This is a genomic window from Kitasatospora sp. NPDC050463, assembly GCF_040655255.1.
GTDB lineage: Bacteria > Actinomycetota > Actinomycetes > Streptomycetales > Streptomycetaceae > Kitasatospora.
This window is the reverse complement of the sequence record NZ_JBFAJO010000023.1, coordinates 57,381-82,541: the sequence shown is the minus strand read 5'-3', so window position 1 is coordinate 82,541 and position 25,161 is coordinate 57,381. Positions and strand designations below refer to the sequence as shown.

The following is a 25,161-nucleotide window of genomic DNA, read 5'->3' as shown; positions in this document are numbered from 1 at the left end:
CGGGTGATCGGCGGCGGCGGGGGGTGCCGGTCGTCGTTGACCTTGAGGGCGGTGAGGACGCCGAGGGCCACGGTGACGAGGGCGAGCGCGAGGAGGGTGAGCAGGGCGGCCCCGACGAGGAAACTGGCGGTGCCGGTTCTCATCGGCGGATCCCGATCACGCGGTGCCCGAGGTGGGCGGCGAGGCCGTGGAGCAACTCCTCGGCCTGGTCGCGGGTGAGGGGGAAGGCGAGCTGCTCGCCCGGGCCGGCGTGCACGTCGAGGTCGACGGCGAGGCGCAACTGCACGGTGGCGTCGGGGACGTGCTCGACGGCGAGGTACGGGACGGTGGTGCGCTCCACGTGGGTGGAAGCCGTCACCATCGGGATCACGACTCCCACGGCTCGTTCCTCTCCTGGTCGCGCAGCAGATCCAGGAGGTTCACGAGGGTGGCGAGGGGAGCGTGGCCGAAGTTGATCAGGATGCGGCCGTCGACGGTGCCGTGGTGGGTGGTGGCGGAGCCCCACTGGATGCCGAACCTGCGGCCGCGCTCGTGGAGTTCGCGGAGGAGTTCGGTGACCCGGGCTTCGGTGTAGTCGCGCATCCGGAGGTCGTCCGGAGCGATGGGGGTGTCGTTCACGCGGCGGCGTCCAGCTCGAACCAGACCAGCTTGCCCTTGCCACGCTTGCGCGGGTCCGCACCGAAGCGGTGGGTGAGCGAGCGGACGAGGTGCAGCCCCCGGCCCGAGAGCTCGTAGGGGTCGGCGGACGTGCGGGGTTCGGGGAGCGTGGGGCTGTCGTCCGCGACCGAGATGCGGAGGGTGCCGTTCAGAAGCAGGACGATCACCAGGGGCGCGGGGCTGCCACCGTGGCGCCAGGCGTTGACGAACAGCTCACAGAGGGCGAGTTCGGCATCGTGGATGAGGTCGTCCGGCCAGCTGGCGGAGGCGAGGACGGCGCGCAGCTCCTCGCGGGCGGCGGACCAGTCGGGCGGGTTGAAGGCACACATGGGAAACCTCCGGATGAGGCGGTGTGGTGGATTCATAGACCGGCGGAATCGTCGCCGTGAGCCAGACCAGGACGAGGCTGGTTGATGCCACGCGTGGCTGCTCTGCGGTGCGAGGGCAGCAGGCGCCTACTGCCGTGAAAACAGGCGTTACTGACGATCCGTCGGATCGACTTGAGGATGACGATAGCGCAGGAAGGTTCTAAAATTTGAACTATCGCGGGAAATTCCCTCTACGGTGGCATCAGTAGTCAGGTAGACCGGCTCACGACCGCCCGGGCAGACTTGGCCCGACCCCAGGCCCGGAAGGGAAACCATGCCGCCACGCCCCCACCCGACACTGCGCCAGCGCAGGCTTGGCACCGAGCTGCGACGAATGAGGGAGCAGGCCGGCCTCAGTGGCTCTCAACTCGCCCGCGCCCTCGGCATGAGCCCTGCCCAGGTGACACAGATGGAGACGGGGAAGATCGGCATCAGCGCGGACCGCCTACGGACGATCGCCGCAGCATGCAAGTGCGCCAACCAGCCACTCGTCGACGCACTCACCGGCCTCGTCGCGACGCGCGGCAAGGGCTGGTGGGAGGAGTATCGAGGGGTCCTACCGACCGACTTTCTCGAGGTCGCAGAGATGGAGGCCCACGCCCACAAGCTCTACACGTGGGCCACGACCTACATCCCCGGACTCCAACAGACCAGTGCCTATGCGTCCGCCGTGTTCGCACGGATCACGCCGCCGCTACCCCGTCACGACATCGACGTCAGAACGGCGTTCCGCGTACAACGCCAACACGTTGTCCGCTCCGGCAAGACCCCGTACGTCTCCTTCATTCACGAGGCCGCTCTGCGGATGCAGTTCGGCGGGCCCAAGGTCCTCGCAGACCAACTCGGCAGTCTCATCGAGGACTCCGCACAGCAGGCGCTCTCCGTGAGGGTGGTGCCGTTCGACATGGACACCTTCCCCGGCGCCGGCGAGAACATCATGTTCGCCGAAGGCCCGGTGCCAGAACTTGCGACCCTTCAGATGGACACCGCGCAGGGCGTTCTCTTCTTCGACTCCCCAGCAGACCTGGCCAGCCACCGGACAACATTCGCGCGACTGGACGCTCTCGCACTGTCGGAGGATGACTCGCGAAAGTTCATTCGATCCCTTGAGGACGAGATGAAGGGCAAGTATGAGTAAGTCTGATTGGCAGAAGTCGAGCTACAGCGGTGCATCCAACGAATGCGTCGAGGTGCGAACTGCCAACGGCCTGGTCGAACTCCGCGAGTCCGACAACGGCGACATCATCCTCCGCATCACCCCCAGCAAGTTCGCCGCCTTCCTCCAGGACGCCAAAGCCAGCGACTTCGACCACCACGCCGGGCCGCCGCCCGTCCGATAGGTTCGACCACATCCCGTGGCACGACAGGGCCCGGACCTACGCGTGAGGGAGCTCATGGCCGCCATCCACCGCACCACAATGACGCCCACCAAGCTGGAACTGCTCACCGGCTGGCTGCCGAAGCAGAGCTGGTACGCGGGCGGGCCCGACGAGCCGGAACTGGCGATCGCCGGCGGATTCCGTCTGGACGACCCGGAGGGCGCGGTCGGGATCGAGTTCATGGTCGTGGTGGACACCTCGGCGCCGGCGCCGGTGGCCTACCTGGTGCCGCTGGGCTACCGCGGTGCCGCACTGGAGGGCGCAGCCGACGAGGCCTTGATCGGCACGTCCGAGCACGGGGTGCTGGGTACCCGGTGGATCTACGACGGCGTCCATGACCCGGTGGTGATGGCGCGGTTGCGCGCACTCCTGCGCGGTGAGGCGGTGCCGCAGCACCGGACCATCAGCGACACCCCCGACCCGACCGTCGTCGTGCGCGGTACCGGACCTGCCGACGGGCTCGCCGTCCAGGTCAACCGCGCCCTGCGGCCGACGGAGGCCGCACAGAGGTCGCCCGCGGTCCTCGTCGCCGGGTGGTCCTGGCCGGACGGAACGGCCGTGCGGGGCGTACTGGCGACCCTCGCGCCGAGCTGAGCCTTCGCCGCTCCAGCGTGATCGTGGCCTTCCGCCGTATCGGCGGCTCGATCGACCAGGCCGCCTTCCCCGCCCTGCACCGGTCTACCGGGGAACGCCCGGTAGACCGGTGCAGCGCGGGAGCTCCCACGGTCGCGCCGGGCCAGGGCGTGGCCGGCGGATCCTCCCGGGCGAACGCAACTGGCATCTCGTCGGAACGCGTCTCGATGTGCGGCGGCGTCAGAGGTCGTCGCCTGCCATGGCCGTACGAGGGCGAACCGTGCGGCCGAGAGGATCAGGAGCCGTTCCGTGTCGGATGAGATCACTGAGCACCCCGTCCCCTGGCCGCCTGCCCCGATCAGCACCGAGCGGCTCGTGCTCCGCGAATCCGAGGCTCGGGACCGTACGGCCTTCATCGAGCTGTTCGCCTCGCCGGAGGTGAACACCTACCTGGGCGGCCCTCGGGCGCGTGAGGAGCTCGATCGCGCGGTGCCTGAGGTGCCGGGGCGGCGCCTTGGCCTCTTCGTGGTCGAGCTCGACGGAGCGATGATCGGCACCGTCGAACTCAACCACCGCGACGCGGAGCGTCGGAGTCAGGTCCGTCCGAACGCCGGGGAGGCCGAGCTCGGCTACCTGTTCCTGCCGGAGGCATGGGGACGCGGGTACGCCGTCGAGGCGTGCGCGGCGGTGCTCGGCTGGTTCGCCGACGCGCTTCCCGGCGAGCCGGTGGTGCTCTGCACCCAGACCGCCAACGACCGCTCGATGCGGCTCGCGGCGAAGCTGGGGTTCACCGAGGTGCAGCTGTTCGAGGCGTGGGGCGCCGAACAGTGGATGGGCGTGTGGTCCTCGGGAGCGCCGTCCGATTGAGCTCCCGGTCACACACTGCGGCGGCCCCCGCTCGACGGTGCGAGCGGGGGCCGCCGGGGCTACCGAGCGCGGGCTCAGCCGCTCCCGGGCGAGGAGGCCTGCGTGCCACGGTCCTGGAGCCAGCGCTCGCTCTGCCGCGCCCACACGCCCTGGTACTCGTCGAAGAGCGGCCGGAGCCGGTCCTGGGTGAGGTCGTCGGCGGGCGTCGAGGCGATGAGGTACTCCAACTCGGCGGCGAGACGCTGGAACCGGTACTGCGACTCCTCCATCAACACCCAGCGCGATCGCCAGTTGAAGAACGACTCGACGGCTCCCAGCAGAGTCACCACGGCCACGAGGGCGAAGCCCAGGCCGGCCCAGAAGTCCAGGTTCTGGAGGCCGAGGATGATCGTCGAGGCGGCGGACAGCAGGAGCGTCAGCACCTTCAGGGCCGAGGAGGCCAGGCGGAAGGTCTTCTTCTTCCTCCGGACGTGGAGACTGCCCTCCCGGATCCGCTCCAGGAGATGACCGGCGGTCTCCACCGGTGTCGGCCCCACGCGCCCAGACCCGCCAGGTTCCATGTCTCCCCCATCGTTGCCATGCGCGACACCCCCGCCGATCGCGACCGAAGGGTCTCACACCGCGGGACGGTACGGTCAACGGCCGGATCCGCTGCCGCTGCTCCGTGTCGAACCTGGTGATCGGTCCGGCCGCGACACCGCGGCGACCCCCCGCTCGACGTGCGAGCGGGGGGCCGCCGGGGCTACCGAGCGCGGGCGTCAGCTCTCGCTGCCGCCGCGGCGCTTGCGGGCGAGCAGGACGATCGCACCGCCGAGCAGCAGGACGCCGCCGCCGGCCGCCGCGATGGCGGGGGTGGCGTCGCTGCTACCGGTCTGGGCGAGCACCGGGCCCGGGGTGGCGGTGCTCGGGGTCGGGGTGGGCGTCCGGGTGGGGGTCGCCGTCGGGGTCGGGGACGCCGTGGGGGTGGCGGTGCGCGACGGGGTCGGCGTGGGGGTGCCCGTCTTGGTGGGGGTGGGCGTCGGGGTCGGGGTCACCGTGGGCGTGGGGGTCGGCGTGGGGGTGGGGGTGGGCGTCGGGGTCGGGGTGGGCGTCGGAGTCGGGGTCGGGGTGTGGCAGACCTCGATCGTCTTGGTCTCCGTCTTGTTCCAGTCCGCGTTCTTCGGGTCCTCGGTGGTGGTGACCACGAAGGTCGCGCTGACCGGCTTGGCGTGGTCCTTCACCGGGTACGTCCCGTGGAACTCCTTGCCGAACGGCTTCTGGTCGAGCACCTTCTCGCCGTCGACGGTCAGGCTGACGACGTTCTTGACACCGCTCGCGTCGCTGTAGTTGGTCAGATCGATGACGATCTTGTCGCAGGTCACCTGCCACGTCGGCACGTGCGCCGAGGCGCTGGTCGCCAGGGCCATGGGCAGCAGGACGGCGGCTGCCGCCGTCCCCGCCAGTGCCGCGTTCCTGATACCGATCTGCCGCCGCTGTCGCGCCATTTCGCTGTCCCCTCCGAACGGTCTTGCGCAGCAGGCTTGTTGAGTGGTTTCGCGGTTGCCCGCCACGACTGTCCGGGGGACTCTACCGGCACACCCGCACCTCCCCACAGCCCGCCGGGCGGCCGGTTTTCGACTGTCCGCCCGGCCTCGGTCGTGCGGGATCCAGCCCATCACATCCATCACCTGGAACAACACCGGTTCGGCAGACTTGAACGTATTCCGTCACAGTGGCCAAAAAGCGTTGCCCTCGGCGGTCGAATCCGACCACCGAGGGCAACACAACGGTCAACAGCCGACCGTCAGGCCTGCTTGGCCGCCCGACGCCGCGCGGCCACCACGATCGCGCCACCGGCGGCGATCACGATCGCACCGCCGATCGCCAGCGGGACGACCGGACCGGAGCCGGTGTGGGCGAGGCCGCCGCCGGTGCTGGCCTCGGCCGACGGACTGGCCGAGGCACTCGGCACCGCCGCCGACGACGGGGAGGCGGCGGCCGAGGGGCCGCCCGACGCACTCGGACTCGGCTTGCCGCCGGTCGGGGTGGACGGGCCGCCGGAGGCGCTCGGGGTCACCGAGGCGCCCGGCGTCACCGGCACGCTCGGGGTGACCGGCACGCTCGGGGTGGTGGTCGCCGACGGCGAACCGCTCGGCACCACCGGGGGTACGGTCGGCGGCTCGGTGGGCAGGCAGCCGGTGAACGGGTAGTGGTGCGTCTCCGCGCCGCCCTTGCCGGTCAGCGACTTGGCGATCACCGAACCGTTGACCGGACCGCCGCTGCCGAGGTCGAAGGCGGCGTTCGGCGCCAGCACGGTACCGGCCCAGGCGGCCTGGCCGTTCTTGACCACCTTGGTCGCGGTCGGGAAGTTCCAGAGCAGCTTGGCCCGGACGGCCCCGCCCGCCGCGCTCTGCAGCTTGTCGTCCAGGACGTACGCCTTCCTGCCCTCGTCCCACAGGTGGAAGCCCGTGGTCCTGGCGGCGGCCATGTCGTAGCCGTCACCGGTCACGGTGACGACGGTGACCGACCCGACCGGCACCTTCACGAAGACGTCGGTGGCGCCCTGGAGGGTCGCGGCACTGACGGTGAAGCTGTTGAGCACGGCGTCGGCGCTGCTCAGGTAGAGGTCCGCGCCCTTCGCCTCGACCGTGGCACCGGCGGTCCGGGGCGTGGCGGCGAGCGCGGTGGCGGCGGCGCGCAGCTTGATGAACTCGGCCTTGAAGTCGATCGGGGACGCGCCCTGGCTGATCTTGCCCTGGTGCGCGTCGACGACGGCGCCGGCGGCCTTCGAGCCGTAGACGCCGTTGCCCTTCATCACCTGGGTGCTGGGCCCGCTGATCTTGCCGGCCACGACCAGCGCGTTGCCGCCGGGCAGCGCCGCCACCTGGTCGGCGGTCAGCTCCTGGCCGACCGAGAAGCCGCCGGTGAAGTCCGCGTTGCCGCCGACCGCCACCGCGCCCTCGGCGTCCGGGGTGTGGGTGTCGTCGCCCTCGATGAACTCCCCGTAGAGGTTCGCGACTCCGAGGCTCTGGCACTGCCGGCCGGGCTCCGTCGCGTGTGCGGCGGCCGGGGCGACGAGAGCGGCCAGGGCGAGGGATCCGCCGAGCGCGAGCGCGGCGGCGGGTATGGGTGTGCGCATGTGCAGGATCTCCGCTTGCGTGCGGGGGTGGGAGAGGTCCGGAAGATGGTATGGACCAACCGCACTCTTTCGGCCGAACAAGTGATTGGTCAAGACCAATGTCCACAATGCCCGAACAGTCCCGTTCGAACGGCCCGGCCCCGCGAAGCCGCCCGGCGGACTCTCCGGACGGCAGGCCGCAGCGGCGGGCCGGCGGGTGCTCCCCCGGCACGACACCGCCCCGCGCCGCCCCACGACACCGCCCCGCGCCGCCCCGCCCCAAGATCGGCTGTAAGGCCGCCTACGATTGACCCCGTGCCTACCCCCTTCTCCCTGCTCGCCGACCGCTGGCAGCCGTCCGCCGCCATGGTCCGGCGCGCCGCGTTCGCCGCGCTGGTGATGAGCGTGGTGATCGTCGTCACCGGCGGAGCCGTCCGGCTCACCGCCTCCGGCCTCGGCTGCACCACCTGGCCCCGCTGCACCGGCGAAAGCATCACGCCGACGCCCGAAATGGGCCTCCACGGCGTCATCGAGTTCACCAACCGGATGCTCACCTACGTGCTGAGCGCGGCCGTCGGCTGGGCGATCCTGGCCGCCCGCTGCCACCGCCGGCCCTCGGCCGAGGGGGCCGCGAAGCCCTGGCGGCGCAGCCTGACCACGCTGGGCTGGGCGCAGTTCTGGCTGGTGATGAGCAACGCCGTGATCGGCGGGATCACCGTGCTGACCGGCCTCAACCCCTACACCGTCGCCGTCCACCTGATCTCCGCGATGGCCCTGGTCTGGGTCGCGCTGCTGATGTGGGAGCGGTCCCGGGAGGGCGACGGCCCGCCGAGGCCGGCGGTGGCCCGCCCGATCGTCCGGCTCTCCTACGTCCTGGTCACCGTGATCGGCCTGCTGGTCGCGGCCGGGACGCTGGTGACCGGCGCCGGGCACCACCCCGGGACGCCCAAGGACAACAAGCTGGTGCCGCGGATCCCCATCGACTACGACCGCCTCGCCCAGGTGCACGCCGACCTGGCGTTCGTCTCGGTCGGCCTGGCGATCGCGGTGGTCTTCGTCCTCGCCGCCGTGAAGGCCCCGCCGGCCGCCCGCGCCCGCGCCCGTGAGCTGCTCGTGGTGCTCCTGGTCCAGGGCGTGCTCGGCTTCGTCCAGTACTTCACCGACGTTCCGGAGCTCCTGGTCGGTGTGCACATGCTGGGCGCCACGCTCACCTGGATCGCCGTCCTGCGCATCCCGCTCGCGCTGCGGGTCCGTGCGGACGAGGACGCGCCCGTCGCGCCGCTGCCCGCCCAGGCACCGCAGACCGCCGCCGTCTGAACCCGGACGCGCGCACGCGAAGGGGGCCCCGGGATCACCCGGGGCCCCCTTCGCGTGTCCGGGGCCGGCGTCAGCCGCCGACCTGGATGCCGGCCATCCGCTTCCACTCGTACGGGCCGGTCCTCACCCGCAGGCCCAGCTCGCCCTCGAAGTCGTCGTGCAGGGTGACCCCGGCCAGCTCGGCGGCCCGGCGGCCGACGGCGTAGCTCGGGGCGACCTGATCGCCCCAGGCGCCGTCCGCGCCGACCACGACGATCCGGGTGGCGACGGCGCCGACGTACTCGACGACACCGTCGGCGCTGCCGCCGTGCTGCCGGGCGAAGGCGGTCAGGTGCTTGGCGATGCGCTTGGCGCGGCGTTCGACGCGGGCGTCCGGCGCGGCGGGGGTGGCGGTCTCTGCGCTGCTCATGCCCGCATGCTACCCATCGGTAGCGGAGCTGGCGACGGGACCGGACTGTGCACCGGGCCACATACTGGAACGGTGACCTTCCAAGGCTGGCCGGCCGAGGCCCTCGAGTTCTACGAGCACCTGGAGACCGACAACTCCAGGACCTTCTGGCAGACCCACAAGGACCGGTACGAGCACGCCGTCCGGGAGCCGATGGAACAGCTGCTCGCCGAGCTGGAGCCCGAGTTCGGGCCGGGCAAGATCTTCCGCCCCAACCGGGACGTCCGGTTCAGCGCCGACAAGTCCCCGTACAAGACGCACATCGGCGCCCATCTGGCGGCCGGCGGCTACATCCAGCTCTCCGCCGACGGCCTGGCCTGCGGCAACGGGATGTACCGGCTCGCCCCGGACCAGCTGGCACGCTACCGGGCGGCCGTCGCCGACGACGTCGGCGGCACCGAGCTGGAGCGGGTGATCGCCCGGGTCCGCCGGGCCGGCCCGCAGGTGGTCGGCCGGGACAGCCTGAAGTCCGCCCCGCGCGGGTACCCCGGGGGCCACCCCCGGATCGAGCTGCTCCGCCACAAGGGGCTGATCGCCTGGCAGGAGTGGCCGCCGGCGGCGTGGCTCGGCACCCGGGCGGCCCACGACCGGATCACCGGCTTCCTGCGGGCCTCCCAGCCCCTCCGGGACTGGCTGGACGACCGGGTGGGGCCGTCCGAACTGGCACCGCGCTGAAAACGCGGGAGGGCCCCGGTCCGAAGACCGGGGCCCCTCCCGCGTTCCAGCGGCTACTTCACGAACGGGTCCACCGCGATGACCACGAACAGCAGCGTCAGGTAGGTGATCGACCAGTGGAAGAGGCGCATCTCCTTGAGCTTCGCGCCGACCGTCCCGGCCTTGGCCCGGGCGTACAGCCCGTGCGCCTCCTTCAGCCAGGCCGCGCCCAGCAGCACCGCCGAGACGGGGTACAGCCAGCTGGTCTCGGCCAGCGGCCAGAGCGCCAGTGAAACGGCGACCATGACCCAGGAGTAGATGACGATCTGCTTGGCGACCGCCAGGTTGCCCTTGACCACCGGGAGCATCGGCACGCCGGCACGCTCGTAGTCCTCGCGCACCTTCATCGACAGCGGCCAGTAGTGCGGCGGCGTCCAGAAGAAGATGACCAGGAAGAGCACCAGCGCCGACCAGGAGACCGAGTTGGTGACCGCCGCCCAGCCGACGAAGACCGGCATGCAGCCGGCGATCCCGCCCCAGACGATGTTCTGCGCGGTGCGCCGCTTCAGCCCCAGCGTGTAGACGAACACGTAGAAGAGCAGAGCCGACAGCGCGAGCAGTGAGGAGAGCGCGTTGACCAGGTAGCCCAGCCAGAGGGTGGAGGCCACCGCCAGTGCGATGCCGAAGACCAGCGCCTCGCGCGGCGACACCATCCCGGTGACGAGCGGCCGCCGCTCGGTGCGTGACATCACCGCGTCGATGTCGCGGTCGATGTACATGTTGAGGGCGTTGGCGCCGCCGGCCGACAGGTAGCCGCCGACGACCACCTCCAGTACCAGCAGCGGATCCGGAACACCGCGCTGCGCCAGGAACATCACCGGCACGGTGGTGATCAGCAGCAGCTCGATGATCCGGGGCTTGGTCAGGGCGACGAATGCGCCGACACGGGCCCCGAACGGCCGGTGCGCAGGCGTCGCCCCGGTGACCCCGGCGGGACGGGATTCGACGGCGGTCACTAACACCCCAACTGAAGATGAATCCTCGCAGGCGTCCACCGGAACGAAGTTCCCGAATCGTCCGCTCTGCGCGTACCACGCCACCTTAGACGCTCCATATCTCCCCACCGGCTCCGGGGTCCCCCGGCGGGGCGGAACGCACACCCCTGGGTGAACCCCTGGCCGAACACACGAAGCCGACCTGCTGCGATGCCCGTCCCCCGTCCTGACCATCGGGCGGGCAGACCCCACGAAACCAGGAGAGCCTGGGACAAAAGCACCTCTCGAACTCTCGTGGGAATCGCCATACCGAAATCCCGGTTGTCTCAGCACGGAGGGTGAGCCACGACACGGACGGTAGGCTCGCACCGAGAAGCGGGATCTACCCTCCGTGACCGGCACCACCCAATGTCCGGCCCCAGCGACGTGGCCGACCCGGTCCCCTTCACGGGGTCACTCTTCACAATGGAAGGAGCCCTGAGACAGGGTGAGCACGACGCCGACGAATACATTCGAGTGGTCCGAGCTGGACGAGCGGACGGTGGACACCGCCCGCGTCCTGGCCATGGACGCGGTCCAGAAGGTCGGCAACGGACACCCCGGGACGGCCATGTCGCTGGCCCCGGCGGCGTACCTGATCTTCCAGCGCTTCCTGCGCCACGACCCGACCGACCCGGCCTGGGTCGGCCGCGACCGGTTCGTTCTCTCTCCCGGGCACACGAGCCTGACGCTCTACACCCAGCTCTACTTCTCGGGCTACGGCCTGGAGCTGGACGACCTCAAGGCCTTCCGGGTCGCCGGCAGCCGCACCCCGGGTCACCCCGAGCACGGCCACACCGCTGGGGTCGAGACCACCACCGGCCCGCTCGGCCAGGGCATCGGCAACGCCGTGGGCATGGCGATGGCCGCCCGTTTCGAGCGCGGCCTGTTCGACCCGGACGCCCCCGCCGGCGAGTCGCCGTTCGACCACACCATCTGGGCCATCGTCTCCGACGGCGACCTGGAGGAGGGCATCTCCGCCGAGGCGTCCTCGCTGGCCGGCCACCAGAAGCTGGGCAACCTGGTCGCGCTCTACGACGACAACCACATCTCGATCGAGGGCGACACCGAGACGGCCTTCTCCGAGGACGTGCTCAAGCGCTACGAGGCGTACGGCTGGCACGTCCAGCGAGTCACCCCGAAGTCCAACGGCGACATCGACGTGGCCGCGCTGGCCGAGGCGCTGGCCGCGGCCAAGGCCGAGACCTCCCGCCCGTCGATGATCGCGATGCGCACGATCATCGCCTGGCCGGCCCCGGACGCGCAGAACACCGCCAAGGCGCACGGCTCCGCGCTCGGCGCCGCCGAGATCGCCGCCACCAAGAAGGTCCTGGGCTTCGACCCGGAGAAGACCTTCGAGGTCAGCGAGAAGGTCATCGAGCACGCCCGCCTGGTCATCAGGCGCGGCAAGGCCGCCCGCGACGAGTGGCAGCGGTCCTTCGACGCCTGGCGCGCCGCGAACCCGCAGCGCGCCGGCGAGTTCGACCGCATCCAGGCCGGCGAGCTCCCCGAGGCCTGGAAGAAGGCCGTCCCGGTCTTCGCGGCCGGCAAGGACGTCGCCACCCGCAAGGCCTCCGGTGAGACCCTCAAGGCGCTCGGCGCGGTGATCCCGGAGCTGTGGGGCGGCTCGGCCGACCTCGCGGAGTCCAACCTCACCACCATCGACGAGGACAGCTCCTTCCTCCCCGAGGGCAACCCGCTGAAGTCGGCCGGCCCCTACGGCCGGACGATCCACTTCGGCATCCGCGAGCACGCCATGGGCTCGACCATGAACGGCATCGCCCTGCACGGCGGGACGCGGGTCTTCGGCGGCACCTTCCTGGTCTTCGCCGACTACATGCGCCCGGCCGTCCGCCTGGCCGCGCTGATGAAGCTGCCGGTCACCTACGTCTGGACGCACGACTCGATCGGCCTCGGCGAGGACGGCCCGACCCACCAGCCGGTCGAGCACCTGGCCTCGCTGCGCGCCATCCCGGGTCTGACCATGGTCCGCCCGGCCGACGCCAACGAGACGGCCGTCGCCTGGCGCACCGTCATCGAGCGGCACAGCAGCCACCCGGGCCCGGTCGGTCTGGCGCTCACCCGCCAGAACGTCCCGACCTTCGACCGCGAGGTCTTCGGCTCCGCCGAGGGCACCGCGAAGGGCGGCTACGTCCTGGCCGAGGCCTCCAACGGCGACCCGCAGCTGATCCTGCTCGCCACCGGCTCCGAGGTCCAGCTGGCCGTCCAGGCCCGCGAGATCCTGGAGGCCGAGGGCACCGCGACCCGCGTGGTCTCGCTGCCGTCCTTCGAGTGGTTCCAGGAGCAGGACCAGGCCTACCGCGACAGCGTGCTGCCGCCGTCGGTCAAGGCCCGCGTCTCGGTCGAGGCCGGCATCGCCCAGGGCTGGCGCGAGCTGGTCGGCGACCACGGCCGGATCGTCTCGCTGGAGCACTTCGGCGCCTCCGCCGACTACAAGGTGCTCTTCGAGGAGTTCGGTCTGACCACCGAGCGGGTCGTCGCCGAGGCCCACAACGCGCTGCGCTCGCTCGAAGCCGTCAACCGCTAGCACCACCGGGCCGCGTGCCCGCCCGCACAGCGGGTACGCGGCCCGTCTGACGACCCCACAGACATTGAAGACAGAAGAAGAAGGACTGAGCACCATGACTGACGCACTGAAGCGCCTCAGCGACGAAGGCGTAGCGATCTGGCTGGACGACCTCAGCCGCAAGCGGCTGAACACCGGCAACCTCGCCGAGCTGGTGCAGAACAAGCACGTGGTGGGCGTGACCACCAACCCGACCATCTTCCAGAAGGCCATCGGCGGCGGGGACTCCTCCTACGACGGCCAGCTGCGTGACCTCGCCGTCCGCAAGGTCACCACCGACGAAGCCATCCGCATGATCACCACCTCGGACGTGCGCGACGCCGCCGACGTGCTGCGCCCGGTCTACGACGCCTCCAACGGCCGCGACGGCCGGGTCTCCATCGAGGTCGACCCGCGCCTGGCCCACGAGACGGCCGCCACCATCGCCGAGGCCAAGCAGCTCTGGTGGCTCGTCGACCGCCCGAACGTCCTCATCAAGATCCCCGCCACCAAGGCCGGCCTGCCCGCGATCGCCGAGGTCGTCGGCAAGGGCATCAGCGTCAACGTCACGCTGATCTTCTCGCTGGAGCGCTACCGCGCGGTGATCGACGCCTACCTGACCGGTCTGGAGACCGCCAAGGCCAAGGGCCTGGACCTCTCGCAGATCGAGTCGGTCGCCTCCTTCTTCGTCTCCCGCGTGGACACCGAGATCGACAAGCGTCTCGACAAGATCGGCGGCGACGCCAAGCAGCTGCGCTCCAAGGCCGCCCTGGCCAACGCCCGCCTGGCCTACCAGGCGTACGAGGAGATCTTCGGCAGCGTCGACGGCAAGACCGCCGGCAGCGCCCGCTGGAAGGCCCTGGAGGCCGCCGGCGCCAAGCCGCAGCGCCCGCTCTGGGCCTCCACCGGTGTCAAGGACCCGGCCCTGCCGGACACCCTGTACGTCACCGAGCTGATCGCCCCCGGCACCGTCAACACCATGCCCGAGGCCACCCTGGAGGCCACCGGCGACCACGGCGTGATCACCGGCGGCACCATCGTCCCCAACTACGCCGACGCCAAGGCCGTGATGGACGCCATCGCCGCCGCCGGCGTGGACTACGACGACGTCGTCCAGGTGCTGGAGGACGAGGGCGTCGAGAAGTTCGAGCAGTCCTGGATCGAGCTGCTCGACACCGTCACCGCCTCGCTCGCCTCCTTCGCCGACGAGAAGTGACCCCTGCTCACAGCCAGCGCACGAAAGCGGAGCACATCAAGTGAGCACTGACTTCCCTGAGTTGACGTCGGACTCGGACGCGAGCGACTCTCCCCCCGCTCCCGTCAACCCGCTTCGTGACCCCACCGACCGGCGGCTCCCGCGTATCGCGGGGCCGTCCGGCCTGGTCATCTTCGGGGTCACCGGTGACCTGTCCCGCAAGAAGCTGATGCCGGCCATCTACGACCTGGCCAACCGCGGCCTGCTGCCGCCGGGCTTCTCGCTCGTCGGCTTCGCCCGCCGCGAGTGGAAGGACGAGGACTTCGCCCAGGAGGTCCACGACGCGGTCAAGGAACACGCCCGGACGCCCTTCCGTGAGGAGGTGTGGCAGCAGCTCGCCAAGGGCATGCGCTTCGTCCACGGCACCTTCGACGACGACGACGCCTTCGACAAGCTCCGCGAGACCATCGTGGAACTCGACAAGGCCCAGGGCACCGGCGGCAACTTCGCCTTCTACCTCTCGGTACCGCCGAAGTTCTTCCCGACCGTCGTCCAGCAGCTGAAGAAGCACGGCCTGGCCGACCCGCCGCAGGGCTCCTGGCGGCGCGCCGTCATCGAGAAGCCCTTCGGTCACGACCTGGAGAGCGCCCAGGAGCTGAACCGGATCGTCCACGAGGTCTTCCCGCGGGACGAGGTCTTCCGGATCGACCACTACCTGGGCAAGGAGACCGTCCAGAACATCCTGGCGCTGCGGTTCGCCAACCAGATGTTCGAGCCGATCTGGAACCGGTCGTACGTCGACCACGTGCAGATCACCATGGCCGAGGACATCGGCATCGGCGGCCGGGCCGGCTACTACGACGGCATCGGCTCAGCCCGGGACGTCATCCAGAACCACCTGCTCCAGCTCATGGCACTCACCGCCATCGAGGAGCCGGCGTCGTTCCACCCCAAGGCGCTGGTGGCCGAGAAGCTCAAGGTGCTCAGCGCCGTCAAGCTCCCGGCCGACCTCGGCAAGCACACCGTGCGCGGCCAGTACGCGTCCGGCTGGCAGGGCGGCGAGGAGGTCGGCGGCTACCTCGACGAGGACGGCATCAACCCGGACTCCAAGACCGACACCTACGCGGCCATCAAGCTGGAGATCAACAACCGCCGCTGGGCGGGCGTGCCGTTCTACCTGCGCACCGGCAAGCGGCTCGGCCGCCGGGTCACCGAGATCGCGGTGGTCTTCCAGCGCGCCCCGTACCTGCCGTTCGACTCCTACGCGACCGAGGAGCTGGGGCAGAACGCCCTGGTCATCCGGGTCCAGCCGGACGAGGGCGTGACGGTGCGGTTCGGCTCCAAGGTGCCGGGCACCTCCTTCGAGGTCCGGGACGTCACGATGGACTTCGCCTACGGCGAATCCTTCACCGAGTCCAGCCCGGAGGCCTACGAGCGGCTCATCCTCGACGTGCTGCTCGGCGACGCCAACCTGTTCCCGCGCCACCAGGAGGTCGAACTCTCCTGGCAGATTCTCGACCCGATCGAGAAGTACTGGGACACCCACGGCAAGCCCGCCCAGTACCCGGCAGGGACCTGGGGCCCGGTCGAGGCCGACGAGATGCTCGCACGAGACGGCAGGAGCTGGCGCCGGCCATGAAGATCGACCTCACGGACACCACGTCCAGCAAGATCAACGCGACGCTGATGGAGGCGCGCCGGGCCAGCGGCTCCACCGCCGCCGGCATGGTGCTCACCCTGGTGATCGTGACCGACGAGGGCAGCGCCTACGACGCCCTCAAGGCCGCCAACGACGCCTCCCGCGAGCACCCCTCGCGCACCCTGGCGGTCATCAAGCGCGCCGGGCGCTCGCCCCGGGCCCGGGCCGAGACCCGCCTGGACGCCGAGGTCCTGGTCGGCACCGACGCCGGCTCCGGCGAGACGGTCGTCCTGCGCATGCACGGCGAGCTCGCCGCGCACGCCCAGTCGGTCGTCCTGCCGCTGCTGCTGCCGGACGCTCCGGTGGTGGTCTGGTGGCCCGAGAACGCGCCGCTGCACCCGGCGCAGGACCCACTGGGCTCGATCGCCCAGCGCCGGATCACCGACGCGGTCACCGCCGAGTCCCCGGTGGGCCAGCTCGCCCAGCGGGCCCAGAGCTACACCCCGGGCGACACCGACCTGGCCTGGACCAGGATCACCGGATGGCGCTCGATGCTGGCCGCCGCGCTGGACCAGCGGCCCTCCCAGGTCACCGCCGCGGTGGTGGAGGGCGAGTCGTACAACCCCAGCGTCGAGCTGCTCGGCCTCTGGCTGCACAACCGGCTGCACGTGCCGGTCGAGCGGGTCGTCACCGGCGGCCCAGGCATCACCGCGGTGCACCTGCGCACCAAGGACGGGGACATCACCCTGGACCGCCCGGACGGCCTGATGGGCACGCTCTCCATGCCCGGCTCGCCGGACCGCCAGGTGGCGCTGAAGCGCCGCGAGACGTCCGAGCTGATCGCGGAGGAGCTGCGCCGGCTCGACCCGGACGACATCTACGCGACGGCCGTCCGCACGCCCGTCGAGCGGCTGCACGAGCCGGCCAACGCCGAGACGGTGGCGGCCGAGAAGGCCGCCAAGGCGGTGGTCTCCGAGGCCGCGGTGGCCAACCCGACCCGGGTGACCGCCAAGGTCCTGGAGACGCCGGAGGAGGCCGGCGAGGCCGGGGAGGCCGCCCCGGCGAAGAAGGCTCCGGCCAAGCGCGCCGCCAAGAAGGCGGGCTCGTGACGGCCTCGACCCCGCAGCTGGTCGTCCACCGGGACAAGGAGCTGATGGCCCAGGCGGCCGCGGCCCGGCTGATCACCCGGATCGTGGACGCCCAGGCCGCCCGCGGCACCGCCTCGGTGGTGCTCACCGGCGGACGCAACGGCAACGCCCTGCTGGCCGCCATCGCCGCCTCCCCGGCCAGGGACGCGGTCGACTGGGCCCGGCTCGACCTCTGGTGGGGCGACGAGCGCTTCGTGCCCGCCGCGAGCACCGAGCGCAACGCCGTCCAGGCCCGGGCGGAGCTGCTCGACGCCGTCCCGCTCGACCCGGCCCGGGTGCACGAGATGCCCGCCTCGGACGGCGTGGACGGCTCGGACGTCGAGGCCGCGGCCGCCCGCTACGCCGAGGAGTTGGCCAAGGCCGCCGGACCGGGGGACCGCCTCGGCGTGCCCGCCTTCGACGTGCTGCTGCTCGGCGTCGGCCCGGACACCCACGTCGCCTCGCTCTTCCCCGAGCACCCGGGCGTGCGGGAGACGGCGCTGACGGTGGTCGGCGTGCGCGGTGCGCCCAAGCCCCCGCCGAACCGGATCTCGCTCACCCTCCCGGCCATCCGGGCGGCCCGCGAGGTCTGGCTGCTGGCGGCCGGCGAGGACAAGGCGGGCGCCGTCGCACTGGCGCTGTCCGGCCCGGGCGAGCTCCAGGCACCCGCCTCGGGCGCCCACGGGCGGAGCCGGACGCTGTGGCTGCTGGACCGCGCCGCAGCGGCTCAGCTCCCGCCGCAGCTGTACCCGCCGGCCTCGGCCTGACCGCATGACGAAGGGCGCCACCGTTCTCCACGGTGGCGCCCTTCGGCGTTGGTCAGGTGCTCAGATCTCACCGCGCAGCTTGGCCAGCGCCTCGGCGAGGATCGCCTCGCCGTCGGCGTCGGTGCGCCGCTCACGGACGTAGGCGAGGTGGGTCTTGTAGGGCTCGTTGCGCGAGGGGGCCGGCGGGTTGTGCTCGTCCTGGCCGGCCGGAAACCCACACCGCGGGCAGTCCCAGGTGTCCGGGATGACCGCCTCCGCGGCGAAGCTGGGACGGGTCTCGTGCTTGTTGGCACACCAGAAGGAGATCCGGTTACGGGGGGCGGATTCGCCGCGCTCCGCCTCGCCCATCGGGCCGGCTCCGACCCTGCTGCCACGGATGGCGTTGCCACTTGCCACGGTCTGACTCCCTGCGTGCTGGTACGCCGACCCGCCGCGGTGCGCGTCGGTGGCGAAAGTCGTCCTAGTGTAAGCAGGAGTTAAGGATGCACCGCCACCGACTCCGCCCCGGACCGTTCCAGCATAGGCCGCGGGGCGACAGGGCGTCAGAGATACGTCAGCTCTTGTACTTGAGCACCAGGCCGAGCACGATGATGCACGCGAACCAGCCGACGGCGACGATGACCGTGATGCGGTCCAGGTTGCGCTCGGCCACGGCCGAGCCGCCGCCGGTGGACATCGCGCCGCCGCCGAACATGTCGGACAGACCGCCGCCCTTCCCCTTGTGCAGCAGCACCAGGAGGATCATCAGCAGGCTGAAGATGATCAGGGCAATCGAGAACCCGAGAACCACGGCGGGACCAACTCTCTCGTATCTTCGGCGAAGGGGCCGGGCCGCCACGATGCGGTCCGGCCCCAAAGCCTACGTTGCTGCGGCGGCGTTAGCCTACTGCCTGGTCACGGTACCGCACGATCTTGACGAACTCGTCGGCGTCCAGGGAGGCACCGCCGATCAGGCCGCCGTCGACGTCGGGCTTGGCCATCAGGCCGGCCGCGCTGGAGGACTTGACCGAACCGCCGTACAGCACGCGGACCTTCTCGGCCAGCGGGGCGTCGTACAGCTCGGCGATCCGCTTGCGGATGGCCGCGCAGACCTCCTGGGCGTCCTCGGGGGTCGCCACCTCGCCGGTGCCGATCGCCCAGACCGGCTCGTACGCGACCACGACGGACTCGGCCTGGTCGGCCGGGACGTCCTGCAGGGCCCCGTCGAGCTGGGCCAGGGTGTACTCGACGTGGGTGCCGGCCTTGCGGATCTCCAGCGGCTCGCCGATGCAGAGGATCGGGGTGATCCCGCTGCGGTAGGCGGCCTTGACCTTGGCGTTGACGATCTCCTCGTTCTCGCCGTGGTACTGGCGGCGCTCCGAGTGACCGATCACCGCGTAGGTGCACTTCAGCTTGGACAGCATCGGGCCGGAGATCTCGCCGGTGTAGGCACCGGAGTCGTGCCGCGAGATGTCCTGCGAGCCGTACTTGATCTTCAGCTTGTCGCCGTCGACCAGGGTCTGCACCGAACGCAGGTCGGTGAACGGCACCAGAACGGCGACCTCGACCGACTCGTAGTCCTTGTCGGCCAGCGCGAAGGCCAGCTTCTGGGTGTGCTGGATGGCCTCAAGGTGGTTGAGGTTCATCTTCCAGTTGCCCGCCATCAGCGGGAGACGCTCAGTCATTGCCTCAGCCTTCCAGGGCGGCGAGACCGGGGAGCGTCTTGCCCTCCAGGTACTCAAGGCTGGCGCCACCGCCGGTCGAGATGTGCCCGAACTTCGTCTCGTCGAAGCCCAGGATGCGGACGGCCGCGGCGGAGTCGCCGCCACCGACCACGGTGAACGCGTCGCTGTCGAGCAGGGCCTGCGCGACGGCCTTGGTGCCCTCGGCGAAGGTCGGGTGCTCGAAGACACCGACCGGGCCGTTCCAGAACACCGTCCTGGCGTCGGCCAGCTTCGCCGCGAACAGCTCCCGCGTCTTCGGGCCGATGTCCAGGCCCTCCTTGTCCGCGGGGATCTTGTCGGCGTCGACGACCGCGAAGTCCTCGACCGGCTTGTGGGTCTTGGTGTCGGGGAACGACGCGGAGACCGCGATGTCCACCGGCAGCACGAACTCCACGCCGTTCGCCTTCGCCCGCTCCAGGTACTCCAGGACGACCGGGATCTGGTCCTTCTGCAGCAGCGAGATGCCGACCTCGTGGCCCAGGGCCGCGAGGAAGGTGTACGCCATGCCGCCGCCGATGAGGATGCGGTCGGCCTTGCCGAGCAGGTTGTCGATCACGCCGACCTTGTCGGACACCTTGGAGCCGCCGAGCACGACCACGTACGGACGCTCGACCTCCTCGGTGAGGCGCTTGAGCACGTCCACCTCGGCGGCGATCAGGTCACCGACGGCGTGTGGCAGGCGGGCCGGCAGGTCGTACACCGAGGCGTGCTTGCGGTGCACCGCACCGAAGCCGTCGCCCACGTACAGCTCCGCCAACTCGGCCAGCTCGTCGGCGAAGGCGCCGCGCTCGGCGTCGTCCTTGCTGGTCTCACCGGCGTTGAAGCGCAGGTTCTCGAGCAGCGTGACCTCGCCGTCGGCCAGGGCGGCGACGGTGGCCTTCGCGCTCTCGCCCACGGTGTCGGTCGCGAACGAGACCGGCGTGCCGAGGATCTCGCCGAGGCGGACGGCCACCGGCGCGAGGGAGAACTGCGGGTCGGGCTCGCCCTTCGGGCGGCCGAGGTGGGAGGCGACGACGACCTTCGCACCGCGCTCGACGAGCTTGGCGATGGTCGGGGCGACGGCGCGGATCCGGCCGTCGTCGGTGATCGTGCCGTCGGACAGCGGGACGTTCAGGTCGGCGCGGACGAACACGCGCTTGCCGGCGACGTCGAGGTCTTCGATGGTCTTCACGGTCTTCGGTCTCCTGGGGAGATGGTTGCGCTGTTGGCAGCGGCACAACGGCGGGCCGCCTGGGAGTTGAGGTTGAGGGTGCGCAGACGGAGGGCCCGGACGGCGTGCACAGTGTCCGGGCCCTCCCCCCTACTTCACGTCAGCTCCCGCTGCGTCAGAGCTGGCCGCCGACGAGGGTGGTCAGGTTGACGAGGCGGTTCGAGTAGCCCCACTCGTTGTCGTACCAGCCGAAGACCTTGACCTGGTTGCCCTGGACCATGGTCATCAGCGAGTCGAAGATCGTGGAGAACGGCGAGTTCACGATGTCGGAGGAGACGATCGGGTCCTCGGTGTACTGCAGGATGCCCTTGAGGGAGCCCTCGGACGCCTTCTGGAAGGCCGCGTTGACCTCCTCGACGGTGACCTCACGCTCAAGGGTGACGACCAGGTCGGTGATCGAACCGGTCGGGACCGGGACGCGCAGCGAGGTGCCGTCCAGCTTGCCCTTCAGCTCCGGCAGGACCAGCGCGGTGGCCTTGGCGGCACCGGTGGAGGTCGGGATGATGTTGAGGGCCGCGGCGCGGGCGCGACGCAGGTCCTTGTGCGGGAAGTCCAGGGTGACCTGGTCGTTGGTGTACGCGTGCACCGTGGTCATCAGACCCTTGACGATGCCGAAGTTCTCGTTCAGCACCTTGGCCAGCGGCGCCACGCAGTTCGTGGTGCAGGAGGCGTTGGAGATGACGGTGTGCTTCGCGGCGTCGTACTTCTCGTCGTTGACGCCCATGACGATGGTGACGTCCTCGTCGGTGGCGGGCGCCGAGATGATGACCTTCTTGGCACCGGCGGTGACGTGCTTCTTGGCCGCCTCGGCCTTGGTGAAGATGCCGGTGGACTCGATCACGATGTCCACGCCCAGCTCGCCCCAGGGGAGGCTGGCCGGGTCACGCTCGGCGATGACCTTGAAGGTCTTGCCGTCGACGGTGATGCTGTTCTCGGTGTGCGAGACCTCGCCCGGGAAGGTGCCCAGGATGGAGTCGTACTTGAGCAGGTGCGCCAGGGTCTTGGTGTCGGTCAGGTCGTTGACACCGACGATCTCGATGTCCGCGCCCTGAGCCTTGACCGCACGGAAGAAGTTGCGGCCGATGCGGCCGAATCCGTTGATGCCTACCCGGATCGTCACGAACCGATCTCCTCGTTAGGTACGCCGGAGCTATGCCGACGGGGTGGAATTTGGGAGGTCCCCGACCGCCTATGACCCTACCTCTCCGAGGCCTGAGAGGGCACATCAGCCCGGGTCGGACGCCTTGGCGTGGCGTGTCAAGAGGTCACCAGCAGGGCTTGTGTCCTTGCCCTCGGGGCCAGTTGCCCACGGCTCCCGGAAGCGGAGCCGGAACCACCCCGCACCGGCGTCCGGAAACGGAACAGCCGGTGCCCGGAATCCGGACACCGGCTGCCTCACCCGTCACTGGGTGTGATCGCTAGTTGAGCGCCATCTCGTCGGTCAGGTTGGCCTCGGTGCTGGGCAGACCCAGCTCGGAAGCGCGCTTGTCGGCCATCGCCAGCAGCCGGCGGATCCGGCCTGCCACCGCGTCCTTGGTCAGCGGCGGGTCGGCCAGGGCGCCCAGCTCCTCCAGCGAGGCCTGCTTGTGCTGCATCCGCAACTGACCGGCGGCAGCCAGGTGGTCGGGCACCTCCTCGCCGAGGATCTCCAGTGCGCGCTGCACCCGTGCGCCGGCCGCGACGGCGGCCCGGGCCGAGCGCCGCAGGTTGGCGTCGTCGAAGTTGGCCAGCCGGTTGGCGGTCGCCCGCACCTCGCGCCGCATCCGGCGCTCCTCCCAGGCCAGCACCGACTCGTGGGCGCCCAGGCGGGTCAGCAGCGCGCCGATGGCGTCGCCGTCGCGGATCACCACCCGGTCCACCCCGCGCACCTCGCGGGCCTTGGCCGGGATGCCGAGCCGGCGGGCCGCGCCGACCAGGGCGAGGGCCGCCTCTGAGCCGGGGCAGGTGATCTCCAGCGAGGAGGAGCGGCCGGGCTCGGTGAGCGAACCGTGGGCCAGGAAGGCGCCCCGCCAGGCCGCCTCGGCGTCGCAGGTCGCCCCGGAGACGACGGCCGGGGGCAGGCCGCGGATCGGCCGGCCCCGGCCGTCCACCAGACCGGTCTGCCGCGCCAGCAGCTCGCCGTCCTTGACCACCCGCACCACGTAGCGGCTGCCGCGCCGCAGACCGCCGGGCGCCATCACCACCAGGTCAGAGGAGTGTCCGAAAATCTCCAGGAGGTCCTTGCGCAGGCGTCGTGCCGCCGCCCCGGTGTCCAGCTCCGCCTCGATCACGATGCGGCCGCTCACGATGTGCAGCCCGCCCGCGAATCGCAGGATCGCCGAGACCTCCGCCTTGCGGCAGCAGGCCCGGGTGACCGGGAGCCGGCTGATTTCGTCCTTCACCGCTGGAGTCATCGCCATGGCCCGATCCTTCCATGTGTCCGGAAAATCCGGTCGTACGCGGCTGCCAAGAGCTCCGGGTCGTGTCGCGGCGTGCCGTCGGTACGGGCGACCCGGCCGAGCACCAGGGCAGCGCCCATCCGCTCCGCGGCCTTCTCCAGGCCGGCCAGGTCCGCCTGGCCGAAGGCGCCGCCGGTGACGGCGCGCTCGTCCACCAGGATCGCATCCACCGCGAGCGCGGGGGCGTGATCGGCGATGACCTCCAGGTGGCGTTGCGGGGTGAAACCTTCCGTCTCGCCGGGCTGGGGGGCCAGGTTCAGGGTGAGCAGGCGGCGGGCGCGGGTCTCGGTGAGCGCCTCGGCGAGCTCGGGCACCAGCAGGTGCGGCAGCACGCTGGTGAACCAGGAGCCGGGCCCGAGCACCACCCAGTCCGCCTCCCGGACGGCCGTGACGGCCTCCGGAACGGCCGGCGGCCCGTCCGGCAGCAGCCGGATGGACTGCACGGTGCCGGGCGTCACCGCGACGCTGGCCTGGCCCCGGACGGCGGACAGCTCCGCCGGGCTGGCCGGGTCGTGGCCGCGCACGACCGCCTCGATGTCCAGCGGCACCGCCGACATCGGCAGCACCCGGCCCTGGACGTTCAGCAGCCGGCCCACCCAGTCCAGGGCGGCGACCGGGTCCCCCAGCTTCTCCCAGAGCGCGACGATCAGCAGGTTGCCGACGGCGTGGCCGCCCAGCTCGCCGGTGCCGGTGAAGCGCTGCTGGATCACCTCGGACCAGGTCCGGCCCCAGTCGTCGTCACCGCAGAGCGCGGCCAGCGCCTTGCGGAGGTCGCCCGGGGGCAGCACCCCGAGCTCCTCGCGCAGCCGGCCGCTGGAGCCGCCGTCGTCGGCGACGGTGACCACGGCGGTGAGGTCGGTGGTGAGCCGGCGCAGCGCGGAGAGCGAGGCCGAGAGGCCCTGGCCGCCGCCCAGGGCGGCGATCCTGGGCGCGTGGTTGCTGCGGGGTGCCTGGTTGGTACGGGCCGGGCTGGTGCGGACCTGGCCGGTCCGCGGCCGGCTGGGCGTCGCGCCGCGCGACGGGGCCCCCAGCCGGTCGGCGGTCTTGTTCTGAAGCTGCCGCCCGGGCACGTATCCCGTCACACCCACCTCGCGTTCCTCTTGCCCGCCGCCGGCCTCCACCGGCGGCCCGGCAGGGGTGAGGCGGCTACTCCCGTCCCATGTCACGGTGGACGAGCACCGTTTCGACTCCGTCCGCGATGAGACGCTTCGTCAGCCGCTCGGACATCGCGACGCTGCGGTGCTTGCCACCGGTGCAGCCTACGGCAAGGGTCATATAACGCTTCCCCTCGCGGCGGTACCCCTCGGTGATGATGCGCAGCAGCTCGGCGTAGCCGTTGAGGAACTCGTTGGCGCCGGGCTGCTGGAACACGTAGTCGGCGACGTCGGAGTCGGTGCCGGTCCGGGCGCGCAGCTCGGGCACCCAGTGCGGATTCGGCAGGAAGCGACAGTCCACCACGAGGTCGGCGTCCACCGGCAGGCCGTACTTGAAGCCGAAGGACATCACGGTGGCGCGCAGCTCGGGCTCGTCGTGGTCGGCGAACTGGGCGTCGAGCTTGGCCCGCAGCTGGTGGACGTTGAGGTTGGAGGTGTCGATCACCAGGTCGGCCTCGCCGCGCAGCTCGCGCAGGAGGTCGCGCTCCTGGGCGATGCCGTCCACGATCCGGCCGTCGGCCTGGAGCGGGTGCGGGCGGCGCACGCTCTCGAAGCGGCGCACCAGGGCGTCGTCGGAGGACTCCAGGAAGACCACGCTCAGCCGGACGCCGCGCTTCTCCAGCTCGTCGAGCGAGGTGAGCAGATCGTCGAAGAACTGGCGGCCGCGGACGTCCACCACGGCGCCGATCCTGGCCACGTTGCCCTGGGAGCGGGCGCCGAGGTCCACCATGGTCGGAATGAGGGCCGGCGGCAGGTTGTCGACCACGAACCAGCCCAGGTCCTCCAGGCACTTGGCCGCGGTCGAGCGGCCGGCTCCGGACATGCCGGAGATGATCACCAGCTCCGGGACGTTCTCTCCCCCGGCCTGCGGCCGGGCGGTGCCGCCATCGTCGGACATCGTCACTTCGGTTCCCCGCTCTCGGTGGTTCTGCTGTGGAGAACGCGCGCGGCGCGGCCACGCTTCCCCG

27 protein-coding genes are annotated in these 25,161 nt (G+C 71.0%); 11 read left to right on the top strand and 16 right to left on the bottom strand.

From position 1 onward, the window contains the following. Positions 1 to 139 precede the first annotated feature (139 nt). Genes AB0J08_RS17120 through AB0J08_RS17110 form a run of 3 tightly spaced genes read right to left on the bottom strand, consistent with a single transcriptional unit; the run spans position 140 to position 986 of the window. On the bottom strand, positions 140 to 379 hold the full coding sequence (locus AB0J08_RS17120) for a hypothetical protein (protein WP_360633841.1): 240 nt from the start codon (positions 377 to 379) through the stop codon (positions 140 to 142). Further along, positions 367 to 618, bottom strand: a complete 252-nt coding sequence (locus AB0J08_RS17115) for a hypothetical protein (protein WP_360633838.1) — start codon at positions 616 to 618, stop codon at positions 367 to 369. Before AB0J08_RS17115 ends, AB0J08_RS17120 begins: the two co-directional genes overlap by 13 nt. Then, positions 615 to 986, bottom strand: a complete 372-nt coding sequence (locus tag AB0J08_RS17110) for an ATP-binding protein (RefSeq protein WP_360633835.1) — start codon at positions 984 to 986, stop codon at positions 615 to 617. The genes AB0J08_RS17115 and AB0J08_RS17110 overlap by 4 nt, the downstream gene beginning before the upstream one ends. Before the next feature lie 313 nt (positions 987 to 1,299). On the opposite strand from AB0J08_RS17110, the gene AB0J08_RS17105 reads away from it, so the two are divergent. The 4 genes from AB0J08_RS17105 to AB0J08_RS17090 all read left to right on the top strand — a co-directional run bounded on the left by AB0J08_RS17105 (position 1,300) and on the right by AB0J08_RS17090 (position 3,844). Continuing rightward, the gene (locus AB0J08_RS17105) at positions 1,300 to 2,163 is read left to right on the top strand and encodes a helix-turn-helix transcriptional regulator (protein WP_360633832.1); all 864 of its coding nucleotides are present in this window, start codon (positions 1,300 to 1,302) and stop codon (positions 2,161 to 2,163) included. Next, positions 2,156 to 2,365, top strand: a complete 210-nt coding sequence (locus AB0J08_RS17100; protein ID WP_360633829.1) for a DUF397 domain-containing protein — start codon at positions 2,156 to 2,158, stop codon at positions 2,363 to 2,365. The genes AB0J08_RS17105 and AB0J08_RS17100 overlap by 8 nt, the downstream gene beginning before the upstream one ends. A gap of 54 nt (positions 2,366 to 2,419) precedes the next feature. After that, a complete protein-coding gene (locus AB0J08_RS17095) occupies positions 2,420 to 2,998 on the top strand; it encodes a 1,4-alpha-glucan branching protein (RefSeq protein ID WP_360633826.1) in 579 nt (192 codons plus the stop codon). 300 nt (positions 2,999 to 3,298) lie between these two features. Continuing rightward, on the top strand, positions 3,299 to 3,844 hold the full coding sequence (locus AB0J08_RS17090; RefSeq protein ID WP_360633952.1) for a GNAT family N-acetyltransferase: 546 nt from the start codon (positions 3,299 to 3,301) through the stop codon (positions 3,842 to 3,844). 74 nt (positions 3,845 to 3,918) lie between these two features. On the opposite strand, the gene AB0J08_RS17085 is transcribed toward AB0J08_RS17090, so the two are convergent. The 3 genes from AB0J08_RS17085 to AB0J08_RS17075 form a co-directional block, all read right to left on the bottom strand. Next, positions 3,919 to 4,365: a DUF4231 domain-containing protein gene (locus AB0J08_RS17085; protein WP_360633823.1), complete on the bottom strand. Its 447-nt coding sequence runs from the start codon at positions 4,363 to 4,365 to the stop codon at positions 3,919 to 3,921. A 237-nt stretch (positions 4,366 to 4,602) separates the two neighbouring features. Continuing rightward, positions 4,603 to 5,328, bottom strand: coding sequence for an LAETG motif-containing sortase-dependent surface protein (locus AB0J08_RS17080; protein ID WP_360633820.1), 726 nt, complete (start codon positions 5,326 to 5,328; stop codon positions 4,603 to 4,605). Between the two features lie 299 nt (positions 5,329 to 5,627). Next, the gene (locus AB0J08_RS17075) at positions 5,628 to 6,962 is read right to left on the bottom strand and encodes a choice-of-anchor A family protein (RefSeq protein ID WP_360633817.1); all 1,335 of its coding nucleotides are present in this window, start codon (positions 6,960 to 6,962) and stop codon (positions 5,628 to 5,630) included. A gap of 345 nt (positions 6,963 to 7,307) precedes the next feature. Between AB0J08_RS17075 and AB0J08_RS17070 the strand changes: the two genes are divergently transcribed. Continuing rightward, positions 7,308 to 8,258, top strand: coding sequence for a COX15/CtaA family protein (locus AB0J08_RS17070; RefSeq protein ID WP_360633949.1), 951 nt, complete (start codon positions 7,308 to 7,310; stop codon positions 8,256 to 8,258). Between the two features lie 70 nt (positions 8,259 to 8,328). Here the strand turns inward: AB0J08_RS17070 and AB0J08_RS17065 are convergent, their stop codons facing one another. Then, a complete protein-coding gene (locus AB0J08_RS17065; protein ID WP_360633814.1) occupies positions 8,329 to 8,667 on the bottom strand; it encodes a hypothetical protein in 339 nt (112 codons plus the stop codon). A gap of 72 nt (positions 8,668 to 8,739) precedes the next feature. Here AB0J08_RS17065 and AB0J08_RS17060 point away from each other — a divergent pair, with 72 nt between their 5' ends. After that, on the top strand, positions 8,740 to 9,381 hold the full coding sequence (locus AB0J08_RS17060; RefSeq protein ID WP_360633811.1) for a DUF2461 domain-containing protein: 642 nt from the start codon (positions 8,740 to 8,742) through the stop codon (positions 9,379 to 9,381). Between the two features lie 53 nt (positions 9,382 to 9,434). On the opposite strand, the gene AB0J08_RS17055 is transcribed toward AB0J08_RS17060, so the two are convergent. Beyond that, positions 9,435 to 10,376 carry a heme o synthase gene (locus AB0J08_RS17055; protein WP_360633808.1) on the bottom strand — a complete coding sequence of 314 codons (942 nt, stop codon included), beginning with the start codon at positions 10,374 to 10,376 and terminating at the stop codon, positions 9,435 to 9,437. A gap of 466 nt (positions 10,377 to 10,842) precedes the next feature. On the opposite strand from AB0J08_RS17055, the gene tkt reads away from it, so the two are divergent. The 5 genes from tkt to pgl all read left to right on the top strand — a co-directional run bounded on the left by tkt (position 10,843) and on the right by pgl (position 17,688). Beyond that, positions 10,843 to 12,942, top strand: coding sequence for a transketolase (tkt, locus tag AB0J08_RS17050; RefSeq protein WP_360633805.1), 2,100 nt, complete (start codon positions 10,843 to 10,845; stop codon positions 12,940 to 12,942). Positions 12,943 to 13,036: 94 nt separating this feature from the next. Then, positions 13,037 to 14,176 carry a transaldolase gene (gene tal / locus AB0J08_RS17045; protein WP_360633802.1) on the top strand — a complete coding sequence of 380 codons (1,140 nt, stop codon included), beginning with the start codon at positions 13,037 to 13,039 and terminating at the stop codon, positions 14,174 to 14,176. A 61-nt stretch (positions 14,177 to 14,237) separates the two neighbouring features. Then, positions 14,238 to 15,794 (top strand): glucose-6-phosphate dehydrogenase, encoded by a 1,557-nt coding sequence (gene zwf, locus AB0J08_RS17040; protein ID WP_360633946.1) that lies wholly within the window; start codon positions 14,238 to 14,240, stop codon positions 15,792 to 15,794. Then, positions 15,791 to 16,903 (top strand): glucose-6-phosphate dehydrogenase assembly protein OpcA, encoded by a 1,113-nt coding sequence (opcA, locus tag AB0J08_RS17035; protein WP_360633799.1) that lies wholly within the window; start codon positions 15,791 to 15,793, stop codon positions 16,901 to 16,903. Before zwf ends, opcA begins: the two co-directional genes overlap by 4 nt. Next, positions 16,900 to 17,688 carry a 6-phosphogluconolactonase gene (pgl, locus tag AB0J08_RS17030; protein WP_360633796.1) on the top strand — a complete coding sequence of 263 codons (789 nt, stop codon included), beginning with the start codon at positions 16,900 to 16,902 and terminating at the stop codon, positions 17,686 to 17,688. The genes opcA and pgl overlap by 4 nt, the downstream gene beginning before the upstream one ends. 60 nt (positions 17,689 to 17,748) lie before the next feature. Here pgl and AB0J08_RS17025 read toward each other — a convergent pair whose 3' ends face one another. The 8 genes from AB0J08_RS17025 to rapZ all read right to left on the bottom strand — a co-directional run bounded on the left by AB0J08_RS17025 (position 17,749) and on the right by rapZ (position 25,091). Beyond that, the gene (locus tag AB0J08_RS17025) at positions 17,749 to 18,084 is read right to left on the bottom strand and encodes an RNA polymerase-binding protein RbpA (RefSeq protein ID WP_035841977.1); all 336 of its coding nucleotides are present in this window, start codon (positions 18,082 to 18,084) and stop codon (positions 17,749 to 17,751) included. A 157-nt stretch (positions 18,085 to 18,241) separates the two neighbouring features. Further along, positions 18,242 to 18,478, bottom strand: coding sequence for a preprotein translocase subunit SecG (secG, locus tag AB0J08_RS17020; RefSeq protein WP_360633793.1), 237 nt, complete (start codon positions 18,476 to 18,478; stop codon positions 18,242 to 18,244). An 88-nt stretch (positions 18,479 to 18,566) separates the two neighbouring features. Then, positions 18,567 to 19,352: a triose-phosphate isomerase gene (tpiA, locus tag AB0J08_RS17015; RefSeq protein WP_360633790.1), complete on the bottom strand. Its 786-nt coding sequence runs from the start codon at positions 19,350 to 19,352 to the stop codon at positions 18,567 to 18,569. A 4-nt stretch (positions 19,353 to 19,356) separates the two neighbouring features. Further along, positions 19,357 to 20,562, bottom strand: coding sequence for a phosphoglycerate kinase (locus AB0J08_RS17010; RefSeq protein WP_360633787.1), 1,206 nt, complete (start codon positions 20,560 to 20,562; stop codon positions 19,357 to 19,359). 154 nt (positions 20,563 to 20,716) lie between these two features. Next, a complete protein-coding gene (gene gap, locus AB0J08_RS17005) occupies positions 20,717 to 21,721 on the bottom strand; it encodes a type I glyceraldehyde-3-phosphate dehydrogenase (protein ID WP_360633784.1) in 1,005 nt (334 codons plus the stop codon). Between the two features lie 298 nt (positions 21,722 to 22,019). After that, positions 22,020 to 23,000 carry a DNA-binding protein WhiA gene (gene whiA, locus AB0J08_RS17000; protein ID WP_329490008.1) on the bottom strand — a complete coding sequence of 327 codons (981 nt, stop codon included), beginning with the start codon at positions 22,998 to 23,000 and terminating at the stop codon, positions 22,020 to 22,022. After that, on the bottom strand, positions 22,991 to 23,962 hold the full coding sequence (gene yvcK / locus AB0J08_RS16995) for a uridine diphosphate-N-acetylglucosamine-binding protein YvcK (protein ID WP_360633943.1): 972 nt from the start codon (positions 23,960 to 23,962) through the stop codon (positions 22,991 to 22,993). Before yvcK ends, whiA begins: the two co-directional genes overlap by 10 nt. Positions 23,963 to 24,185: 223 nt before the next feature. Further along, positions 24,186 to 25,091 (bottom strand): RNase adapter RapZ, encoded by a 906-nt coding sequence (gene rapZ / locus AB0J08_RS16990; RefSeq protein ID WP_360633781.1) that lies wholly within the window; start codon positions 25,089 to 25,091, stop codon positions 24,186 to 24,188. Positions 25,092 to 25,161 lie beyond the last annotated feature (70 nt).

What these genes read in the sequence shown, in the direction of transcription:
- AB0J08_RS17110 (WP_360633835.1), bottom strand. Translation starts at nt 986, where the DNA reads ATGTGTGCCTTCAACCCGCCCGACTGGTCCGCCGCCCGCGAGGAGCTG.
- AB0J08_RS17105 (WP_360633832.1), top strand. Translation starts at nt 1,300, where the DNA reads ATGCCGCCACGCCCCCACCCGACACTGCGCCAGCGCAGGCTTGGCACC.
- AB0J08_RS17100 (WP_360633829.1), top strand. Translation starts at nt 2,156, where the DNA reads ATGAGTAAGTCTGATTGGCAGAAGTCGAGCTACAGCGGTGCATCCAAC.
- AB0J08_RS17095 (WP_360633826.1), top strand. Translation starts at nt 2,420, where the DNA reads ATGGCCGCCATCCACCGCACCACAATGACGCCCACCAAGCTGGAACTG.
- AB0J08_RS17080 (WP_360633820.1), bottom strand. Translation starts at nt 5,328, where the DNA reads ATGGCGCGACAGCGGCGGCAGATCGGTATCAGGAACGCGGCACTGGCG.
- AB0J08_RS17075 (WP_360633817.1), bottom strand. Translation starts at nt 6,962, where the DNA reads ATGCGCACACCCATACCCGCCGCCGCGCTCGCGCTCGGCGGATCCCTC.
- AB0J08_RS17070 (WP_360633949.1), top strand. Translation starts at nt 7,308, where the DNA reads ATGGTCCGGCGCGCCGCGTTCGCCGCGCTGGTGATGAGCGTGGTGATC.
- AB0J08_RS17065 (WP_360633814.1), bottom strand. Translation starts at nt 8,667, where the DNA reads ATGAGCAGCGCAGAGACCGCCACCCCCGCCGCGCCGGACGCCCGCGTC.
- tal (WP_360633802.1), top strand. Translation starts at nt 13,037, where the DNA reads ATGACTGACGCACTGAAGCGCCTCAGCGACGAAGGCGTAGCGATCTGG.
- opcA (WP_360633799.1), top strand. Translation starts at nt 15,791, where the DNA reads ATGAAGATCGACCTCACGGACACCACGTCCAGCAAGATCAACGCGACG.
- tpiA (WP_360633790.1), bottom strand. Translation starts at nt 19,352, where the DNA reads ATGACTGAGCGTCTCCCGCTGATGGCGGGCAACTGGAAGATGAACCTC.
- whiA (WP_329490008.1), bottom strand. Translation starts at nt 23,000, where the DNA reads ATGGCGATGACTCCAGCGGTGAAGGACGAAATCAGCCGGCTCCCGGTC.
- rapZ (WP_360633781.1), bottom strand. Translation starts at nt 25,091, where the DNA reads ATGTCCGACGATGGCGGCACCGCCCGGCCGCAGGCCGGGGGAGAGAAC.